Genomic DNA, 19,872 nt, shown 5'->3' on the forward strand with positions numbered 1-19,872 from the left:
GGCGCGGGGACGGCCCGGCCCGCGCGCCCGGCGCCGGACGGAGGGCGCGTGCGGTGTCCCGCGCGGGGGCGCCCCGGCCCCGCGCGGGAGGCCCCACGCGCCGACGTGTCGCGGCACGGGCCGCCGGACGCGCGAGCGTCGCGGCGGCCGCCGTGCTGGCCCTGCTCGCGGCGGCCGCCCCCGGCTCGGCCGCCGCGTACCAGGCCGCGGACGGCACGTCGGCGGCACGTTCGGCGTACGAAACGGCGGCGCGACGCGCGCCCAGCGACAAGAACTCCCCGATCGACATCGCCGTCGTCGTCGACGAGTCCGGCAGCCTGAGCGCGGACGACGTGGTGCGCGAGCGCCAGGCCGCCAAGCTCGTCGTGCAGGGCGAGATCGCCGACGAGTCACGGGCGTTGATCCTCGGGTTCGGCAGCGCCGACCGCGACGGCAACACCGCCGTCCACGAGGTGTGTCCGCTGACCGTGCTCAACGGCGCGGGCCGCGAGGCGATCAGCGCCTGCGCGGGGCGCGCGGACGGCCCCGACGCGATCCACAAGCGCGCCGAGACCGAGGGCAACGGCACGGACATCCCGAACGCGATCGGCGAAGCGGTGTCCCGGCTGCGGAACGCCGGTGGAAACGAGCGGCCCAGGCTGGTCTTCCTGCTCACCGACGGCGTCACCGACGTCAGCGACAGCCCCGGCTACGGCCCGCCCGGCACGGACCGCACCGCGGCCGCGCTGCGGCGGCTCAACGACCTGGTGCTTCCCGACGCGGTGAAGGCGCACGTGCAGATCTGGCCGCTCGGCTTCGGCCAGGCGGACCTGAACGCGCTGTCCGCGATCGCCGCGGGCGGTTACCAGCAGCCGTGTTCGCAGCGCCCCGACTCCAAGCCGCACGCCAGCGTGGTGCGGACCGCTGTGGAGGCGACCACCGCGCTGGAGCAGGCGCTCGCGGTCGCCCGGTGCGCGGACGTCGTCATCGGCGACTCCGGCACCGTGCCGACCGAACTGAGCGTCACCATCCCCTCGGTGGCCACCGACGGCACCATCCAGGTGCTCAAGCCGGACGACGCCCGGGTCACCTACATCGACCCCGACAACAAGGAGATCCCCGCCGACAAGCTCGACAAGGGCGACTTCGAGGGATCGCACTTCGAGGTGACGGGGAAGATCGGCTCGGTCGAGTCGCTGCGTGTCCGCGACCCCAAGCCGGGCACCTGGCGGGTCCGCATCGCACCGGCGCCGGGCACGAACGGCGGCGGCCAGGCGAGCGTGACGGCGATCTGGCAGGGCGTCCTGCAGTCGCAGGTGTACGTGAACCCGACCGCGCCGACCGCCGGCGAGGACGTGCTCGTCCGCGTCGCGCTGCTCACCCGCCGCGGCGTGTCGGTGCGCGGCGCCAAGGAGTTGCGCGCGATCCAGGTCGCGGTGAAGCTCACCGGCGGCTTCCAGACCGTGTCGGCCCCGGCCGCCGACGACGGCAAAGATCCCGACGACGAGGCCTCGGACGGCACCTTCACCGCCAAGCTGACGGTTCCCGTCGGGGCGTCCGGCGCGTACACCGCGACCGCGGACGTGAGCGCGCCGGGCATCGTCGGCGACGTCCGCACCGCCCCGGGGCAGATCTCCGCGGACCGCGCGGTCGTACGGGCCGTCGGCGTGACCCGGTACCTCAGTGGCGAGCAGGGCGACTCGGTGTCCGGCCAGGTCGCCGTCACGAACGGCACCGACCAGCCGCACCGCGTCCGCGCGGAGGTCGTGAACCCTCGCGACAACCAGCATGTCCGGGTCACCGCCGCGGAGTTCGACGCGCAGCCCGGCAACAGCACACACAAGGTCACGCTCGAGCTCGACGGCGACGCACGCACGGGCGACTGGCAGTTCACCCTCAAGTACGTGGACGCCGCGAACGGGCAGCAGATCGGCAGCGCGCCGGTCACGATCCACATCGACGCGCGGCCGTCCGCCTTCACGCTCTGGTGGCGCGACTGGGGCACGCTCGTGATCATCGGCGTCGTCGCGCTGTTCGTCGCCGTGATCGTCGTCGCGATCGCGACCCGCAGGCGGCGCGACGCGCGTGACCCGCGCGGGCACGACCTGGTGCTGCGCCGCGAGGGCCGCGAGGTCGAGCGGGTGACCATCCGGCGGTCGGTCAACGGCGAGGCGACGTTCCGTATCGACGGGGTGCGCACCCCGCGGCCGCGGGTGGTGCTGTCGGCGACGGCGCCGTGCTACCGGATCAGTCGGCTGCAGGACGGCGGGTTCGCCGTCCGCACGCCGGAGGGCCGGACCGAGAACCTGCGGCGCGGCGGCGCGTTCCCGGTCGGCGAGGACTGCGAACTGCTGGTGGACAAGGGCCGCTCGCGGCTGTTCGGCGGCCGCGCGCCCGGCGGTCAGGGCCGGACGACACGGCGGCAGGCGCCCGGCGCCGACGCCCCGGGACGCGGCCGACCGGTCGGCGGCCCCACCGCCGCGCCGGTCGACGTCGAGGCCCCGCCGACCCCGTACGACTCCGAATGGTGAGCCCGGTGACGCACCGCCGACCGCCGACGGCGGAAGGGAACGAGTGAGATGAAGATCTACCAGCCCATGATGTTCGTCGGACTCGGCGGCACCGGCTGCCTGGTCGGCACCGAGCTGGAACGGCGGCTCCGCGAGGAGCTGTGCGGCCCGGACGGCAAGGCGCTGACCGAGCGGGGCGACAAGCAGCCGTTCCAGCTGCCCGGGTTCCTCCAGTTCGTGTACGCCGACTTCGACGAGACCTCGCTCAAGAGGCTGCCGCACCTGAGCGCGAAGGACCCGCAGCGCGCCGCGCTGCGGGAGACCGCGCGCGCGACGCACGACCTGCTGCCGCGGTTCGACAGCTCGCCCGAGGTAAGCCGCATGCTCCGGGTCGAGACCGATCCCGAGCTGCGCTCGTGGCTGCCCGAGCGGGCCGGCGAGCCGAAGGTCGCGCCGCTCAGCGACGGCGCCGGCCAACTGCCCACGGTGGGTCGGGCGGCGCTGTTCCAGACCCTCACCAACGGGCTCAGTCCGGTCGTCGACCCGATCCGCGAGGCGATCGGGCGCCTCAACCGCTCCAACGCCGACCTGATGAACCACAGCGGCCAGCACATCCACGGCTGCGATGTTTTCGTCGCGTTCTCGATCGCGGGCGGCACGGGCACCGGCATCTTCTACGACTACCTGCACCTGATCGGCCAGGAGTTCCAGCAGGCGGACTACCAGGGCGTGAAGATCTATCCGCTCGTGGTCATGCCGTCCGCGTTCCCGGAGGGCCGCGGCGGCGGCCGTGACGCGCGGCTGAACGCGGGCCGCGCCGTGGTGGACCTGTTCCGCCTCGTCGACGACCAGAACGTCCCCGACGCCGACGCCGAGCTCGGCGAGGGCAGCCGGCAGGGCAAGCTGTCCGTCACCTACCCGGGGGTGTCCCGCACCCCCGTGCGGCTGCGCACCTCGACGGTGCAGACCGGCTTCCTGTTCAGCGGCCGGGCCGGTGTCGAGCAGGAGGACCTGCGGCGCTCCATGGTGTCGCTGATCATCTCGCTGATCGGCACCGAACTCAGCGGCGACCGCTACCAGAACGACGACTACCAGACCTTCGCGGCCAGCTTCGTGAACAAGGGCACCGCGCGCGCGGCGCGCGCCCCGTCCGGCATCGGGCACTGCGGCGTCTCCACGAGTCTGGTCGCGTCGATGACCGTGCCGGTCGACGAGCTCGCCGAGCTCATCGCCGGACGCCTGCTGCGCCGGGCGATCGGCCGGCTCACCGATCCGCGGCGGCCACGCGGGCAGGACGACCGGCTGCTCGTGCAGCGGCTGTTCGAGGACTCCGGGATCGGCCGCATCTGGACGCGCGACCCGGAGGAGCCCACTCCCGGCGAGCCGTCGCAGGTCCCGCGCGGCGGAGCGGAGATCGTCCAGGCGCTGTCGGACCGGATCGAGGAGATCCGGCACCTGGTGCACCGCATGGACGGCTTCCTCGGCGTCACCTGCGCGCAACTGACCAAGGGCTTCCAGCCGCGCCGCGGCGCCGAACAGTCGCTGCGCGCGATGGACCTGTTCCGGCTCGCGCGCCTGGTCGTGGGCTCCCCCGAGGACCCGGACCCGGTGGTCCGCGAGGGCTTCGCGGGCATGGTCGGGCGGCGCGCGGTGCCGCCGCCTCCACCGCCGGGCCTCGACCCGAACCCGCCGCGCATCCCCGACATCCGCAACCGGATGCTCGGGATGAGCAAGGCGCGCTGGGGCGACGGAGCCGTGCTCGGCGTCCTGGAGCACCAGGACGAGTGGTACCGGTGGCAGGCGCGGGTCAAGTGGGCCGAGGCCTGGCGCGAGCAGCAGAACCAGTGGCGGCCGCCGGTCACCCGGTTCGCGAACGAGATAGCGGCGCTCGTCGAGGAGTTCGCGTCGTTCGCGGACAGCGAGGCGGTCGAGTTCAAGAACCGCACCGAGGCGCTCTATCGCGAGCGCACCGGGGTGTCGTACCTGCTGCCCGCGCGCCGGTCGCTGAAGGACTTCTACAACGACGTCGTGCGCAGGCTGCTCCAGGACGAGGCGCTCAGCGACCAGAACGACGAGTCCGACCTGCTGTTGCGCCTGATGGGCGCGGACGGCTGGCGGCAGGTCTACGAAGGCGGCCGCCAGCAGAGCGGGTTCGCCGTCACGCACGTCAAGCGGATCATCAAGGAGCGTGTCAAGCTGCTGTTCGTGGCCAGCGGCCCGCACGGAGAGAAGCCGCTGCTGCCGTCGCTGGCCGACGTGCTCGCGGTGGCCGCGGGCGGCGAGCAGTCCGGGCTCGCCGTCGACGAACGCACCAGCGAGGTCTTCCAGTCCGCGCTGGCCGGCCTGCTCCCGCGCGGCTTCGTCCCGGAGGGCTCGGGACGGCTGCACATCCTGATCGTCTACCCGGCCGACAGCCGCGACGAGGGCATCGAGGACTTCCTCGAGCACGAGCTGCTGCTGCCGCGCGAGGACGGCGTGATCCGCGAGTTCCGTGCGGTGCCCGCCGAGTCGCTGGCCGTCGTGCAGCTGCGCAGCTCGATGAGCCTGGCCGAGGTCCCCGAGGTGCGCTCGGTCATGCAGGAGTGGGTGCAGGCGCAGGACGAGGACCGGATCGAGGACCACCTGACGTGGCGGCAGCGGCTCGGCTACCGGGAGGACTGGCTGGCCAGCACGCCCGACGACCGCGGGTACATCCTGTTCCGGCTGCTGTGCGCGCTCTACAACGGGCAGATCGACGTACTCGGCGACCCGTCGTCGCCCGACGAGGTGCGGCTGCGGATCCGGGACGCGGACGCCGCGGTGCTGACGCTGCGGCTGCCCGAGTACCCCGAGGGCGTCTCGTCGTGGGGCGGGCTTGTGCAGGCGTACGAGCGGCGCATGCTGCTCGGCACCGACGCCACCACCAAGGCGTTCGCCGCACAGCTGATGAACACCCACCCCACCGGACCGCCGTCGCCGCAGTTCCGCGCGCTGTTCGCGGACGTGTACGAGGACCAGCGCGGCCTGCTCGACGAGCTCGAGCGCGAGCTGACGTCCGGCTCGGACGCCTGGCTGCGCGTGCCCCGCGAGTTCTGGGGCGAGACGTGGAACGCCGCCGTGCACCGCCCGGTCGGGCGGCAGGGCACGCGGGCCGGCGGCACGCTCGCGGAGATCGCGCGCAACGCGCTCGGCTCGGGCGGGTTCGCCGACGACATGGGCGACGACCCCGACCCGGTCAGCCCGTTCCGCCGCCGGACGCGCAAGCCGCGCGGCACCGCCCGGCCGACCCCGGAGGAGGAGACGTGGTGACCGCGGGCCTCGCGCCGGTCGTCCTCGACCTGCGGCCGGAGGGCCGGCCGCACGCCGTCGCGGACGACCCCGACGCGGGCGGGACACCGGCCGACGCGACCGCGCAGCTGCGCGCCCCGGAGGACCCCCGCGCGCGGGTGCTGCGCTACCTGGTGATCGACACGCCGACCGGCGTCCTGAAGCACGCGGACGTGTACCAGCGCATCAGGACGATCACGGCCGGCGGCGCCGCCAACGTCGAACTGGTCTGCCTGGTCGTGCCGTCCGGCGACGACCCCGCGCCCGACCCCGTCGCGAAGGGCGACGACGCACCCGTTCTGGCGCTGCCCGCGGTACTGAAGCCGCCGGGCAGCGGCGTGCTGTGGGTGCGCGACCTGTCCGGCGGCGCGGGCGGCCGCCCCGACGATCCGCTCGCCCTCCAGCAGCTGGTCGAACTCCTCTGCACACCTGAGGTGTTCGACGCGGTCTTCGAGGAACTCATCACCATGCCGTACGCGGTCGCCTGCCCGGGGCTGCGCGTGCTGCGCTTCGGATTGGCCGACGGCGTCCTGGCACAGGCCAAGCGGTCCGCGCTGGCGGCGGTCTCGGGCGACACGGCGACGGCGGGCCGCGGGGCACCCCCGGCGCTCACCGGAGTCCTCGCCGACCTCGCCGCGCTCGCTTCCGGTCAGGCCGGCCCCGGGCCGCGCGCGAGCTGCCGGGCGGCCGGCGGCCCGCTCGACGTCGCGCACCGCAGGTGCGACGACCTCCTGGCCCGCGCCGCCGACGCCCAGGTCGGCGTCGCGGGCGTACGCGGGCTCATCGGGCAGGCCGACTCCACCGTGCTCCCCGGCATGCTGCGCTCGGTCGCCGACGCCCTCCACGACTACCGCAACGCCGTCGAGCAGGCGCTGGACGAGCGCGTCGAACCGGGCGACGACGGCATGCAGCGCGCCGTCGCACTGGAGGCCGTCGGCGTGGTGCTCCCCACCGAGCACTCCGTCACCAACGCGCGCATCGACCGCGAACTGCACGTGTCCGTCCGCGAACTGTGCGAGGCCCGCAAGGCGTTGCGGGAGACCGCGGCGATGCTGGACGACTACGCGGGCCGGGTGGGACCGTCCGCGAGCTCCGAACGGTTCGCGCGGCTGGCCCAGTTGTGCCCGAAGCCGCTGCTCGCCGCGCTGCGCACGCCGCAGCCGTTCCTGCTGCGCACCGCGGCCCCCGGGCGGGTGGCCGGCACCGCGGTCGGCGTCGCGCTGGCCGCGTTGTGGCCGCTGGTCGGGCTGGTGCTGGGCCCGCTCGTCATGCTTGCCGCGCTGGCCGGCGCCTGGCTCGCGCAGAGCAACCGCCCGGGCCGGTTCGACGGCGAGCGCGTCGACATCGGCTTCCCCGGCCTGATCGTCGCGGGCGTCGCGGGCGCCGCGGCGGGCACGGGCGTCGCGCTGTCGCTGGAACCACCCGCCCTGGTCGGCGCGTTCGGCGCCGTCGTCGGGCTCGGGCTCGTCGCGGCGCTCAGCGTGCGCCAGTGGCGGGCCGCCGTGGACCGCTGGTGGATCGCCACCCAGGCGCCTACCGCGCTGGGCGTCCCGCAGCGGCTGGACGCCCTGGTCACCGACGTCGTGATCAACGAGTGGTACCTCATCGACGAGCGCACGCACGCGAGCAACGTCGCGCGCCGCGCCGCGCTGCTGCTGCGCCTCGTTGCGGACAGCCTCGACGAGACCTCGCGCGCTATCGGCGTCGCGAACGCCGAGGGCGCGGCCGGGGACGAGACCGCGCCGCGTCGCCCGCTGTGGCTCACCCGCCAGGTGGCGCACGGCAGTCCGGCGCTGGCGGGGACGCTCACGCAGACGGTGTCGGCCACCGTCGTCCGCGTCGTCCTCGACCTGTGGGACGGCGCCGTGTACACCCGGACCGGCGCACTCCCCGACCTGGTCGCGGAGTACACGGGAGAGCTGGTCTCCGAGACCCTCGCGGAAGCCGGGGACCGCGACATCGGCGGGCTGTCCGCGACCGACACCGCCGACGCCCGCGATCTGTCGTACGACCTGCTCGGCGCCCGCGCCGACCTGGTCCGGCGGCTGCTGGGCGGCGACGAGGGACCGGGCGACGACCGCCCGGTGCTGCTGACCGACATGCTGGGCCGACGCGCCCTGTCGCGCGACCCCGTCGCGGCGCGGACCGTGCGGTTCGCGCCGGCCGCGTGCGCGGGCATCCAACTGCGCCTGCCCGAGGAACGGCGGCGGCTGGTGTGGAGCGCGGCCGGATCGTTCGTCGGCGTCGTCCAGCTCACACCGTGCGGGTCGGGCGCGGTGGAGCTGTTCCGCGACACCCTGCCCCCCGAGGAGGACGAGCTCGGCGACCGCCGCGACGGCGGGCAGGACCAAGGGCGCGGCGAAGACACCCGGGGCGGACGGGACTTCCGGAACCGGCAGCGGAGGACCCCGTGAGCTCTCCCTCGTGGCTCGGCTACAAGCAGTCCCTGTCGTTCTGGGGCACCGACGGCGTGCGCGTCGACTCGCTCGCGGAGATGGGCACCGACGTCGCGACCGTCGGCGCGTGGCGGCGGCGTGCGGCCACCGTCACCGTCGCGGACGGCTCGCAGCGGCGCTGCGTCTACCACCAGCTGTCGGCGGAACAGGGCGACGCCCAGCAGCGCACCGCGCTGGAACGCGAGGTCGCGGCGGCGATGCTCATCGCGCGCTCCTTCGACGGCACCGTGTGGGAGCGCTCGTTCACCTCGCTGATCGGCTACAACACCGTCGCCCGCGAGCCGTTCGTGATCTACGCCGCCGCGGACGCGCCCGCGCTGGCCGGCCTCAACGCCCTCGCGATCCGCGAACAGAACGCCGTCGCCGCGGCGCTGGTGCGCCTGGTCCGGCTCCTGGAGGCCGTCGGCATCGCGCACCGGGGCATCGACCCGCACACCACCACGTGGGACGGCGCGACCGTCACGCTCGGCCGCCCGTCCGCCGCCGACCGCATCGGCCGCAGGCGCCGCCCGTCCGGGCTCGGCCCGTGGGCGTCGCCGGAACAGCGGGCCGGGTCCGGGCGGGTCGACGCGCGCGACGACCTGTGGAGCGTCGGCCGGATCCTGTACCGGCTCGACACCGGCCAGGACGGGCCCGCCGACCGCGCGCCGCACGACCTCGAGCGGCGCGGCCAGCTCAGCGGGCCGCTCAGCAGGCTCTTCGAGGTGCGCGCCGAGCACCGGCCGGGCACCGCCGAACTGCTGCGCGCACTACGGGTCTCCGATCCGGTGGACGAGTACCGGCGGCCGTTCGACCCGCTGGACGAGGGCCGCAAGGCGTACGACGACCTGGTCGCGCAACGGCTCGGAGGGCGGTCGGGCGGGCACCGCGCGCACCGGCCGGGAGGCACGCCGCCGACGGGGACGCCGATCCCGCCGAGGCCGGCCGATCCACCGGCCGCCGACCCGCCGACGCAGGGCACTGGCCTGTTCAAGTGGATGAGGCGGGACGGGTGACGGACATGAACCACGACGGCGGCGGCGAGCGCTTGCGGATCACCTGCCCGCACTGCCTCGACCCGGTGGCCTACGACGAGAGCGCGCTCTACGAGATCACCGGCAAGGGCGAGCACAAACCCCTCGACATCAGCCGCGAGTTCAACCCCAAGCGGCGCGACGACACACTGCGTCGCGCCTATCAGCGCTGCCCCGACACCGGTGGGGTCGGCACGCACTACCTGCCGGTCCCCTACCTGCGGCACGGCCCCGGCCTCACGATCGCCATGGTGGGCGGGTCCAGCGCCGGGAAGACGCACCTGCTGACCGCCATGGTCTCCGCCGTCGACGGCGGAGACCTCGACGCGTTCGGCATCAAGTGGCGCTCCGCCAACCCGGAATGGCACCGCCGCTTCCTCGACGACGCGATCCTGCCGCTGCGCCGCGGCGCAACGCTGCGGCGCACCGACCCGCTCGGCGGCGACGGCGTCGTCGAGTTCGCGGACGCCCTGCTCCTGACCGGCCCGCGCGGGCAGCGCCGCTCGGTGACCTTCTTCGACCTCGCCGGTGAGGACCTGGTGACCGACTCGCGGACCACCACGTTCCTGGTCGGCGTCGACGCGTTGATCTTCGTCGTCGACCCGCTGACCGCCTTCAACCTGCCGCAGCTCGACGAGCCCCGCAAACGGGCCGGAGTGCCCGGCACGCTGACCGCCGACCCGGCGTTCGCCAGCATCCTCGACCGCATGCCCCAGGCCGACGGGGCACTCGACGCCGCCGTCGCCGTGGTCGTCAACAAATGCGACCTGATGCCCTACGAACCGCCGGTGGACCGCTGGCTGTGGGAGGAGGACGGCACCGTCCTCGACCCGGTCATGCGGCACGCCGAGAACCGCGACGTCTACGCGTTCCTGCACCGCCACGCCGAACCGTCCTGGCTGCGCCCGGTCAAGGACGCCCGGCGCTGCTCGCTGCACTTCGTCTCGACGACGGGGGCCCCGCCGGGCCCGGACACCTCGGACGGCATCCGGCCGCGCCGGGTCCTCGAACCGCTCCTGTCCGTCTTCGGGATGTGCGGGCTCATCGACGGCTCACCGTCCGCCGCGGGAGGTGGCTGACCGCCATGCCGGAATCCGAGTTCCCGTACCACCATGGCGATCCGCCGGATCCGGGCGGGCCGGGCCACGAGCCGCCGGAGTGGGTGCCGGTCGACCAGATCGTGTTCCGGTGGGACCCGCGCAACGCGGCCCGGACCACGGGCTTCGGGCCGGTCGCGTACTCGACCGACGCGCAGTACGCGGCCGACCTGTACCAGGAGCTCAAGGGCATCGTCCGGCACCCGGGCACCGAGCCGCGGGCCAGCCTCGCGCGGGTGCGGCTGGAGGGGGAGAAGGGACGTGCCGCGATCCTGCACCGGCGGCTGCTGCCCGGCGGCGACACATCCCACGAGACCCACGCGCTCATCGGGCCGTCGGCCGAACTGTCCGCGCACGCGGGGCTCGGTCTGTTCACCGCCGGGTGGCCCAGCCTCGACGACACCGCGGACGGTTCGCCGCATCTGCCGGTCCTCAACGGCCGCGAGATCACCGAGGGCTGGCACCAGTCGTTCCAGCCGCACCGCGACGCCGTCCCGGAACGGACGTCGCTCGTCACCAACATGATCGCGCAGGTACTGCGCACCCCGAGGCGCCGGCTGCTGGTGCGTACGGCGAACGCTGGCGACGTGTTCCCCGTGCTCGCCGTCCTCATCGACATCTTCGGTGCGACGGGCACCGTGGTCGACCAGTACTGCACCCACACCACGGTGGAGTCGGCCTCGTTCGGCCTGGCGTTCGTGCGGCGCTGGCCGCCTTCCGGCGCGTCCGGGAGCAAGTCCCTGCACGTCGATCCGACGCACGCGATCGCGGGCCCGGAGGACCGGCTCGCCCACGCGATGATGGAGTCTTGGGTCCACCAGAAGTTCCTGGCCTACGACCGCCTTTACGAGTGCCTCAAAGAACAGACCGACCTGTGGTCGATGCCGGCGCCCGACCGCATGGCGGTGCTGGCGCCGTTGTTCGGGCTCGCGACGTCCGCCCCCATCGTGTCGGCGCCGACGCGGTCGCCCCAGGCGCCGACGCGTTCTTCGGAATCGCGGGCCGCCGCCGGACCGGCCTCGGGCGGCGTCCTGCCGCCGCATCCGCAGAGCCCGCCGGCGGGCACGCCGCCAGTGCCGCCTGCCCACCGGCCTCCGGCGCAACGGATGCACCCTCCGACTTCCGTGCAGCCGGCCGTGGTTCCGGACGCGGAGGGGCCCGAGGGGAAGGTCGTACCGCTGCCTCCCCCGAAGGACGCGGCCGCGAGTGCGGCGGACGCGGACCAGGTCCTCGACAACGCCGTCGTGTGGTGGCGGGCCTGCGCCGCAGACCTCCACCAGCCGCCGCGGCCGCGTTCCGCCGTCACCGCCGGCATGACCGCGTTCCGGCACAGCGTGGCCCGCGGCGTCCGCGGCCAGCGGGTCGGACGCTCCGTGCCGCCGGACCCGCAGACCGTCCGCGAGGTCTACCGCGACCTGGAGGAGTGGACCGCCCACGGCTACGCCACCAAGCTGTGGGCCCAAGCCCGGCACGCGATGCGGCGGATCGACACGGCGACGCTGCGGAGCTGGCTCGCCTTCCAGGAGCTCCCGTTGCCCGTCGCCGCCGTCGTCCTGCGCGAACTGCGTGCGCGGTGGCCGCGCTTGATTATTCCGGAACGCGACGAACTGTGCGTCGAGACCATTTCGGCGGGGTTGTACTACGAGCGCTGGGAGCTGCGGAACGCGGCGCCCGACGAGGTCGCGTACGACGTGTACCGCAGCCTCGTCGCGCCGCACCTGCGCCTCGTGCCCGACGGCCACGCGGAACAGGTGGTCGCGTGGCTGTGGGAGCGCGACCCGGTCGGACACCACGTACTGCGCCGGGTCGTCGCGCGCGAACCCGACTCCGGGCTGCCCGAAGCGGGGTGGCGACGGCTCGTCGAACGGGCCACCGGGTGGCCACCCCTCGACGAGCAGCGCGGCGCCGCGTCGCTGGCCAGCCTCGCCCTGTCGGTCGCCGACGCGGCCGCGCCCGAACCGGCGTCCCGGACCCGGCGGAAGCCCCAACGCCCCCAGCCCGGAACACTCCACGGCATGGTGTGGGGTGTCGTCCTGCTGCTGGCGCTCGCCGCGCTGGTGGTGTTCTTCCTGACGGTGCTGAAGAGCATGGGCTAGCTCATCCGGATCACCCCTCTCACCCCCTGCTCTCACCCCTCCCCACGACGGACGCTTGACGGGACGGCGGCCGCACCCGCGGCCGCCGGAAGCCCACTCCACCGGGAGCCCGCCATGCACGTCACCCGCCCCAACGCCCTCGCCGCCACCGAGTCCGACGCCGTCGTCCGCGAACTGCGCGACCGGGCCGAAGTCCTGGACGCGCTCCTGCGCTTCGGCCTCGGCTTCGACATCCAGGACCGCGACCTCTTCCAGTCCGCCTTCGCCCCCGGCGCCGAGTTCGACTTCCGGCCCGCGGCGTCCGCGATCGGCCTCGAGGTGCCGGTCATGGTCGGCCTCGACGTCATCACCGCCGTGCACTTCAACCCCGACGTGCGGCTGGACACGACGCACACCGTCACCAACGCCCGCATCCGTATCGACGGCGACCTCGCCGGGCTCACGGCGCTGGTCGAGGCCCAGCACCTCCCGCACGGCGACCACTCCCGGCACCTGCTGCTCAAGAACCGCTACGCCGTCGCGGCGGTCCGGGACGGCGACCGGTGGGTCATGGACCGGCTGTATGTGGAGAACATCTGGCACACGGGCGACCCGAAGGTGCTCATCGGCGAGTGAGTCGTCTGGGGCCTGTCCGGGGGGATCGTGTCGGCGCCGGGCCCGGAGCCGTCTTGCAGCCATCCCGCGCCGTCTCCGGCGTCGAGTGATCGTTTGGCGTCGACCGCGTGGTGTCTGCCGGTTGCCGGCTCGTACACCGCGACCTCAAGCCGTCGCCCGGATACATGTCGCCGGACCAGGCACGAGGGAGCGAGGTCGGCCCGGCGTCCGACGTGTCCGCGCTCGGGGCCGTGCCGGCGTACGCCGCGACCGGCCGCGAGTCGTTCGGCGGCGGTTCGGGACCTGACGTGTTGTACCGCGTCGTGCACGAGGAACCGGATATCGACGGCGTGCCGGACGAGTTGGCCGCGATCGTGGCGCAGAGCACGCTCGCGGGCTCGGCCACGTTCACCCCCCGGGCGCGTCGACCGCTGCCAGCTCCGTGCGGTTCGCGACGCCCAGCTTCCGGTACACGTGCCTTGCGTGCGTCTTGACCGTGTTGACCGAGATATACAGGTCGGCGGCGATCTCCGGCAGGGTCAGGCCGCTGCGCAGGTAGCGCAGGATCGTGACCTCCCGCGCGCTGAGGCCCGCGTCGGCGGGCGACGGCTCCGCGGCCGTTCCGCCCGTCAGACCTGCCGCGACCTCGTTGCGCAGATCGGTCAGGCCCAGCGGGCTTGGGCAGCGCGCCAGGCGGGTGTCGGCCTCGGCCAACCGGGCTCGGGCGTCCTGGTGTTCGCCGCGTGCGGCGTGTGCGCCCGCGAGCAGGAGTGCCGCGAAGGCGGCCATGGAGTGGTCGTCGCCGACGCCGGGTGAGACGTCGAGGAACGCGGCGGCCCGGGCGTGGGCGTCGCCGTCGCGCTCGTTCTCCAGCAGTGCGGCGAGCAGGACGTACTCCGGCATCGCGCGTGCGTTCGGCGGGTGCACGGACGCGGCCAGCCGGCGTCCGGCGGCCGCCGCGTGGTGCTCGGCCTTGCCGTCGTCGCCGGCGAGCCGGGCCGCGAGCCCAGCGATGCCGTGCGCGAGGACGGCCAGCTCCGGCGGCAGGTCGTCGGCGTGCCGCAGCACCGCGCCGGCCTGTGCCAGGGCGGTGTCCGGCTCGCCCGCGACCAGCAGGGTGCGGGCGAGCGCGATGCGGCTCGGCGCGGTCGCCGTCGCCGGCAGCGCCTCGGTGCGGGCCGCGAACGCTCGGGCGCCGCGTACCGCCGCGACCAGGTCGCCGCGTTCGCGCGGCAGGCACAGGCGCCAGGCCTCGCCGAGCGTGCGGACCCGTCCGTCGGGGGCGGTGCGGTGCAGCCGTGACCAGCGGTCCCGCTCGTCGAACCGGCCTAGGGCGCACCACAGTTGCAGGGCGCGTTCGGCGAGCCTCGGGGCCTCGCGCACGCCGTCGTCCGGCAGTGCGGACAGCCAGCGTTCGAGTGTGGTGAGCCGGCCCGACGCCAGGTGGTCGTCGTAGACGGTGTCCAACAGACGTACTGCGAGCCCGTTTTCGCCCGCGGTGAGGGCGTGCTCGATGGCGTCCTCGGCCGTGCCGTGGGCGCTGTGCCAGTGCGCCGCCGCGGCGTGGAGGCGGCGGGCGCGGTCGCCGCCCTGCGCGTCGAGGCGGTCGAGGAGGGCGCGGCGGAACAGCCGCTGGTAGCGGTACCTGCCCGCGGTGGGGCCGTCCGGGGTAAGGAAGAGCCCGTCGCGGCGGAGCCGGTCGAGGTGGCCGAGCGAATCGGTGCGGCCGCGGATCGCATCCGCGACGTCGGCGTGCACGGTGTCCAGGACGGCGGTGTCGAGCAGGAACTCGCGTATTTCCCTGTCGAGTTCCTGCCATACGTGGTCCAGGAGCCTCTCGGACAGCACGTGGTCGTCGTGCCACGGCGCGGCGGTCGGCCCGGTGGGCCCGACCGGGTCCGCGCCGAGCGTCTGCCGGAGTGCCGCGGAGGCCAGCGCGGCCGCCCAGCCGTCGGCGGCGGCGTTCAGGGCGGCCGCCTCCTCCGGAGCGCTCGGGGCACCGGTGTCGGCGGCGAGCAGGACGGCCGCCTCGTCGTCGGTGAACCGCAGGTCGCGCCAGCCGATTTCGGCGGTTCGCCCCGACAGCAGCAGCCTCCCGAGCGAGTCCGGCGCCGGGGCGGATCGTGTGCCGACCACCAGGGTCAGGCCGGGTCCGGCGGTGCGGACGAGGAGTTCCAACTGCTCGTGGATCCTGGGCTCGACGACGCGCTCCAGCTCGTCGACGACCAGGACCGCCGCCGGACCGCCCTGCCCGCGGTCGGCGAGGTACTCCCCCAGGTCGGCGACCCACGCGTCACTGGCGACCGGCAGCCCGTCGGACGCCGTCCACGGCCGCTCGGCGGTCCCGCTGAGCGCGGCGACCGCGTGCGCCCAGAACCGCACCGGGTCGTTGTCGCGCCGGTCGGCCGTCAGCCAGGCGACGCCGCCGCGCGCCTCGGCCCAGCGCGCGAGGGCGACGGTCTTGCCGATGCCGCCGGGGCCGAGCACGAGCACGGCCGAAGCCCGTTCCGCCGCGCGGTCGAGCAACGCGTCCACGCGTGGGCGCGCGACCACCGGTCCCGGCGCGGCGGGCGGCCGCAGCTTGGCCGGGACCAGTGGTTCGTGCCTGTCGTCGCCGCGCATGTGCCCCGCCTCGCCGGTCTCGTGCCCGTTCGTCCTCGGGGGCACAACCCGCGCGGTGGGCCGGTGCTTCCCGGACTCCGGTGCGTCCGGTTCAGCGGCCGGTCAGGCCGACCAGCTTCCCGAGCGCGCGGCCCTCTTCCATGTCGGCGTGCGCCTGGCGGATGTCGTCGAGCCGGTAGGTGGTGACCGGGCCGAGGCGCACCGTGCCGTCGGCGATCTTGTCGAGGTAGCCCTGCAGCACTGCGGCGGGCAGGTCGTCGGCCTCGCCGCCGTAGGCCGTCAGGCGCACGCCGTTGGGCAGGTAGCCGATCGGGTAGAAGTCCGGGACGGTCCACTCGTTCGAGAGCATGCCGGTGAAGCAGACCGTGCCGTGCACGCGGGTGGCGGCGAGTGTGTCGGGCAGCGTGGGCGTGCCGACGAGTTCGAGTGCGGCGTCGACGCCGGCGGGGAACAGCTCGCGGACCTGCGGGGCGATCCGGCCGTCGTCCACCAGCACGTGGTCGACACCTTGGGCGCGCAACGCGTCCGCGCGTTCGGGCCGGCGGGTGGTGGCCAGCACGGTCGCGCCGATGTCCTTGGCGAGAGCGGTGGCGGCGAAGCCGAGTGCGGAGGTACCGCCGCGGACGAGGAACGACTGGCCGGCGGCCAGGTCCAGCCCGGTGGTCAGCGAGCCGTACGCGGTCTGCAGCGTCTCGGGCACGGCGCCGAGCACGTCCCACGGCAGCTCCGAGTCGAACGGGACGACCTGGCCGACGGGGACGAGCGTGAACTCGGCGTAGCCGCCGTCGTACTCGCGGCCCATGTTGCCCATCATGGTGGCGGCGCGCTGACCGGGGACCAGGCCGCTCGCGGCGTCGGCGGGGTCGACGGCGTCCACCACGCCGACCGCCTCGATGCCCGGCACGCGCGGGAACGTGACGCCGACCGCGAGCCCGAGGCGGGTGTGCAGCTCGGAGCGGTTGAGGCCGAACGCCTTGACGGCGATCCGCACCCAACCCGGCCGCGGCTCGGGGACCGGCAGTTCGGTGACCGCCAGGTTCTCCACCGGGCCCGGTCCGCTCAGCACGACCGCCCGCATCGTCTCCGCCACTCGGCCCTCCTCATGAAGATCGGAGGCCGAGCGTACGCCGTGTGTGGTGGCACAGGGCGGGGAGCGGAGTCGACGCGGGCGGCGTCAGGTGGGCCGTGGCAGGCCTTCAAGCGGGGTGCCGGTCAGGTCACGGGCACCACGGGATGTTGGTCTCGTTGACCACGTAGCGCGCGGAGATCCAGCCGGCGGGGCCGTTGGTGCGGCTCTCCATCGCGTACCAGATCTTGTTGCCCTTGATGTTCTGGCCCTTCACCTTGCAGGCGATCTCGACGTGGTAGCCGTTGGCCAGCGAACCGAGCTTCTTGGAGCCGGCGTTGGGCTTGCTGCGGATGTTGAGGCCCTTCGGCGCGTTGACGACGTGGCCGAACATGCCGAGGCCCGAGGCAGGCAGCATGCTCGGAGCCGCGGCGGGCGCGCTCGCGGGGGCGGCGCCGGCGGTCCCGGCGGCACCGACGGTGAGCCCGGCGAGGAGCAGGCCGGAGGCGGTGAGGACGGCGGCGGTGCGCTTGGCGTTCATGATGACCTCCACGGGGTGGGCTGCCGGGCCACCTGCGGTCCGGCTGCTGACACCAAGGTGGCGCCCCCGACGGGTCCGGCGCGCGTCCGCCGGGCCTTCGTTACGGCTCGCGGACATGCGTGGTTCCCCGCCGTGAAGGATCACGCGGCCTCGTGACACGACGGGGTCACTGATCGCGGCGCACGACCGCCCCGACCGCGACGGCGAGCGCACCGGCGGCCCATGCCGCGAGCACGACCGCCGCGACCGTGGGTGTCGGGTAACTGCCGTTTTCCGGTGGCCTGATGCGCGCCAGGCCGAGCCACGCGTGGGTGGGCATGGCCGTGCTGAGTGCCCCTGACCAGCCGTGGTTGTCCGACGGGAGGAACGACGGCAGCAGCACCAGCACACCGCAGGCAGTCGCCACCGCGCCCGCGAGATGCCGCACCACAGCCCCGACCGCGATACCGATGAGCCCGCACACGGCCGGGAAGACGGCAGAGACGACGACCGCGCGCGCCGCCCCGGCGTCGCGTATCGACACGCCGAGCCCCACGTTGGACAGCTGGGCCTGGCTCGTCGCGAAGGCGGTCACCGATGTCACGCTCCCCGCGATCAGCGCGACAACGGCGACCACCGCCGCCTTGGCCGCGACGACACGGCCGCGTGCGGGGACGGCGACGAACGTGGTGCGCAACGACCCGGACGCGTACTCGCCGGCCACGGTCAGCACGCCGAGCACGGCGGCTCCCGCACACACCAGCGACCAGGCGCCCGCGTCGAACGCCTTGTGCAGGGGGTCGAAGTCGGCCCTGCCAAGCGGTGTCAGCAATACGCGGCGGCTGAAGTACCACGCGGACGCGACCGTCACCGCGGATCCGCAGGCCAGCAGGAGCAGGGCCCACCGCGCCGCGGCGATCCTGATCCACTCGGCGGCGAACAGGTCCCCGAAGCCGCCGCGTTCGGGCCCTCGAAGCGCCGACTCAGACATCGCGCACACGCATCGCCACGACGGCGACCGCCACCGCGGCCACCGGCCACGCCGCCATCGCGGTCCACGCCGCGGTGAACGACGGGACGCTGCCGACGATATGGCCGTTGCCCGTGCCGGTCAGCCGACCCCACGCGAACCAAGGATGAGCGTTCACCACCGGGTCGAGCCACTGCCGCCCGGTCACTCTGAGCCCCGGCGGCAGCAGGACGAACAGCGCGCACACCGCGAACACGCTGCCCGCCGTGACCCGGATCACGGCCGCCAGGCCCATGCCGACGAGTGCGCACAGTGGCAGCAGCAGCGTGGTCGCCGCCACGGCCCGCATCGCGTCTGGCTGCGTGACGGCGTGGTGCGGGATACGGTCGCCGAGCGCGGCCTGGCTCAACGTGTAGGAGCCGACCGCGACCGCGAACCCGAGCACCGTCATCACGCCGGTCAGCACTATGGCCTTCGCCAGCACGACGCGGCCGCGTGCCGGCACGGCAGTGAACGTCGTGCGGATCAGGCCGCCCGCGTGCTCGCCCGCGACCGTCAGCGCGCCGACCGTGCCCGCGCCGACCATCATCGCGAACCACTCCGGGCCGGGGAACGCCGTGTGCCCGGCATCGAACCCGTCGCGCATCTCCGGTGTGTAGTGCGGCCACGAGCGGTACTCCTGACCTCCGGAACGCCACGCGAGGTACAGGTACAGCGCCGCGAGCACGCCGAGGGTCACGGGTGTCGAGCGCAGCGACCAGAACTTGATCCACTCCGCCCCCACCAGATCGCGCCAGCGCGCCCGGTCGGCGGTGCCCGAGCGACCCGGCGGGCGCGGGACGGGTGTGTGGGTGACCAGGCTCATCGGACCTCCCCCGCGCGGTAGCGGACGCGATCGCCGGTCAGCTTCATGAAGGCCTCCTCAAGGCCGCCGCCCGCGCGGGCCGCGAAGTCCGCGAGCGGCTCGTCGGCAACCAACGTGCCGTCGGCGATGACGACCAGGTGGTCGGCGGTGTTCTCCATCTCGCTCATCAGATGGCTGGACACGAACACCGTCCGGCCCTCCGCCGCGAGCCCGCGGAACAGCTCACGGGCCCAGCGGACGCCTTCCGGGTCGAGGCCGTTGACCGGTTCGTCGAAGAGCAGCACCGGCGGATCGCCGAGCAGGGCCGCGGCTATGCCGAGCCGCTGCTTCATACCGAGTGAGAACGTGCCGACCCGGCGCTTGGCGACCTCGGTCAGACCGACGTCGCGCAGCACCTCGCCGACCCGGCCGCGCGGCAGGCCGTTGGCCCGTGCCAGGGCCGCCAGATGGGCCCGCGCCGTGCGGCCCGGGTGGACGTCGTCCGCGCTCAGCAACGCGCCGACGTGCCGCAGCGCGACGCCGCGGGCGCGGAACGGCCGCCCGTCGATCAGGGCGGTGCCGCTGGTCGGCGCGCACAGGCCGAGCAGCATGCGCAGGGTCGTGGACTTGCCGGATCCGTTCGGGCCGAGGAAGCCGGTCACCCGGCCCGGGCGCACGGTGAACGTCAGGGCGTCCACGGCGACCGTGTGCCCGTATCGCTTGGTGAGTTCGTTGACTTCGATCACGCGGACAACGCTGCCGCCCGGGGCCCGGCCGCAGCGTCGGACCGCGGGGCGAA

Annotated in this window: 13 protein-coding genes; 7 read left to right on the plus strand and 6 right to left on the minus strand. The window is 74.2% G+C overall.

Translation table 11 applies throughout. The features are described 5' to 3' along the window. The 7 genes from QI554_RS29885 to QI554_RS29915 form a co-directional block, all read left to right on the plus strand. Window positions 1-2,510: vWA domain-containing protein (locus QI554_RS29885; RefSeq protein WP_281474216.1), on the plus strand; the 2,510-nt coding region annotated here is incomplete at its 5' end. 48 nt (window positions 2,511-2,558) lie between these two features. Then, on the plus strand, window positions 2,559-5,777 hold the full coding sequence (locus QI554_RS29890) for a tubulin-like doman-containing protein (RefSeq protein ID WP_281474218.1): 3,219 nt from the start codon (window positions 2,559-2,561) through the stop codon (window positions 5,775-5,777). Further along, window positions 5,771-8,209 (plus strand): hypothetical protein, encoded by a 2,439-nt coding sequence (locus QI554_RS29895; protein ID WP_281474220.1) that lies wholly within the window; start codon window positions 5,771-5,773, stop codon window positions 8,207-8,209. The genes QI554_RS29890 and QI554_RS29895 overlap by 7 nt, the downstream gene beginning before the upstream one ends. Next, a complete protein-coding gene (locus QI554_RS29900; RefSeq protein ID WP_281474221.1) occupies window positions 8,206-9,246 on the plus strand; it encodes a protein kinase family protein in 1,041 nt (346 codons plus the stop codon). The genes QI554_RS29895 and QI554_RS29900 overlap by 4 nt, the downstream gene beginning before the upstream one ends. Beyond that, window positions 9,243-10,343, plus strand: a complete 1,101-nt coding sequence (locus tag QI554_RS29905) for a hypothetical protein (RefSeq protein WP_343230824.1) — start codon at window positions 9,243-9,245, stop codon at window positions 10,341-10,343. The genes QI554_RS29900 and QI554_RS29905 overlap by 4 nt, the downstream gene beginning before the upstream one ends. Before the next feature lie 5 nt (window positions 10,344-10,348). Then, window positions 10,349-12,457 (plus strand): hypothetical protein, encoded by a 2,109-nt coding sequence (locus QI554_RS29910; RefSeq protein WP_281474223.1) that lies wholly within the window; start codon window positions 10,349-10,351, stop codon window positions 12,455-12,457. A 114-nt stretch (window positions 12,458-12,571) separates the two neighbouring features. Beyond that, window positions 12,572-13,072 (plus strand): nuclear transport factor 2 family protein, encoded by a 501-nt coding sequence (locus QI554_RS29915; protein WP_281474225.1) that lies wholly within the window; start codon window positions 12,572-12,574, stop codon window positions 13,070-13,072. 387 nt (window positions 13,073-13,459) lie between these two features. On the opposite strand, the gene QI554_RS29920 is transcribed toward QI554_RS29915, so the two are convergent. The 6 genes from QI554_RS29920 to QI554_RS29945 form a co-directional block, all read right to left on the minus strand. Continuing rightward, the gene (locus tag QI554_RS29920) at window positions 13,460-15,673 is read right to left on the minus strand and encodes a LuxR family transcriptional regulator (RefSeq protein WP_281474227.1); all 2,214 of its coding nucleotides are present in this window, start codon (window positions 15,671-15,673) and stop codon (window positions 13,460-13,462) included. A 91-nt stretch (window positions 15,674-15,764) separates the two neighbouring features. Further along, window positions 15,765-16,751, minus strand: a complete 987-nt coding sequence (locus QI554_RS29925) for a zinc-binding dehydrogenase (protein ID WP_281474460.1) — start codon at window positions 16,749-16,751, stop codon at window positions 15,765-15,767. A 139-nt stretch (window positions 16,752-16,890) separates the two neighbouring features. Beyond that, a complete protein-coding gene (locus tag QI554_RS29930) occupies window positions 16,891-17,280 on the minus strand; it encodes an SH3 domain-containing protein (RefSeq protein ID WP_281474229.1) in 390 nt (129 codons plus the stop codon). 166 nt (window positions 17,281-17,446) lie between these two features. After that, window positions 17,447-18,250, minus strand: coding sequence for an ABC transporter permease (locus tag QI554_RS29935; RefSeq protein WP_281474232.1), 804 nt, complete (start codon window positions 18,248-18,250; stop codon window positions 17,447-17,449). Next, entirely contained in the window at window positions 18,243-19,094 is an 852-nt protein-coding gene (locus QI554_RS29940) for an ABC transporter permease (protein ID WP_281474234.1), read from the minus strand. Before QI554_RS29940 ends, QI554_RS29935 begins: the two co-directional genes overlap by 8 nt. Beyond that, window positions 19,091-19,819, minus strand: a complete 729-nt coding sequence (locus QI554_RS29945) for an ABC transporter ATP-binding protein (RefSeq protein ID WP_281474236.1) — start codon at window positions 19,817-19,819, stop codon at window positions 19,091-19,093. The genes QI554_RS29940 and QI554_RS29945 overlap by 4 nt, the downstream gene beginning before the upstream one ends. Between the last annotated feature and the right edge of the window lie 53 nt (window positions 19,820-19,872).

Origin of the sequence: Yinghuangia seranimata, assembly GCF_029953285.1 — a bacterium.
Taxonomy (GTDB): domain Bacteria; phylum Actinomycetota; class Actinomycetes; order Streptomycetales; family Streptomycetaceae; genus Yinghuangia; species Yinghuangia seranimata.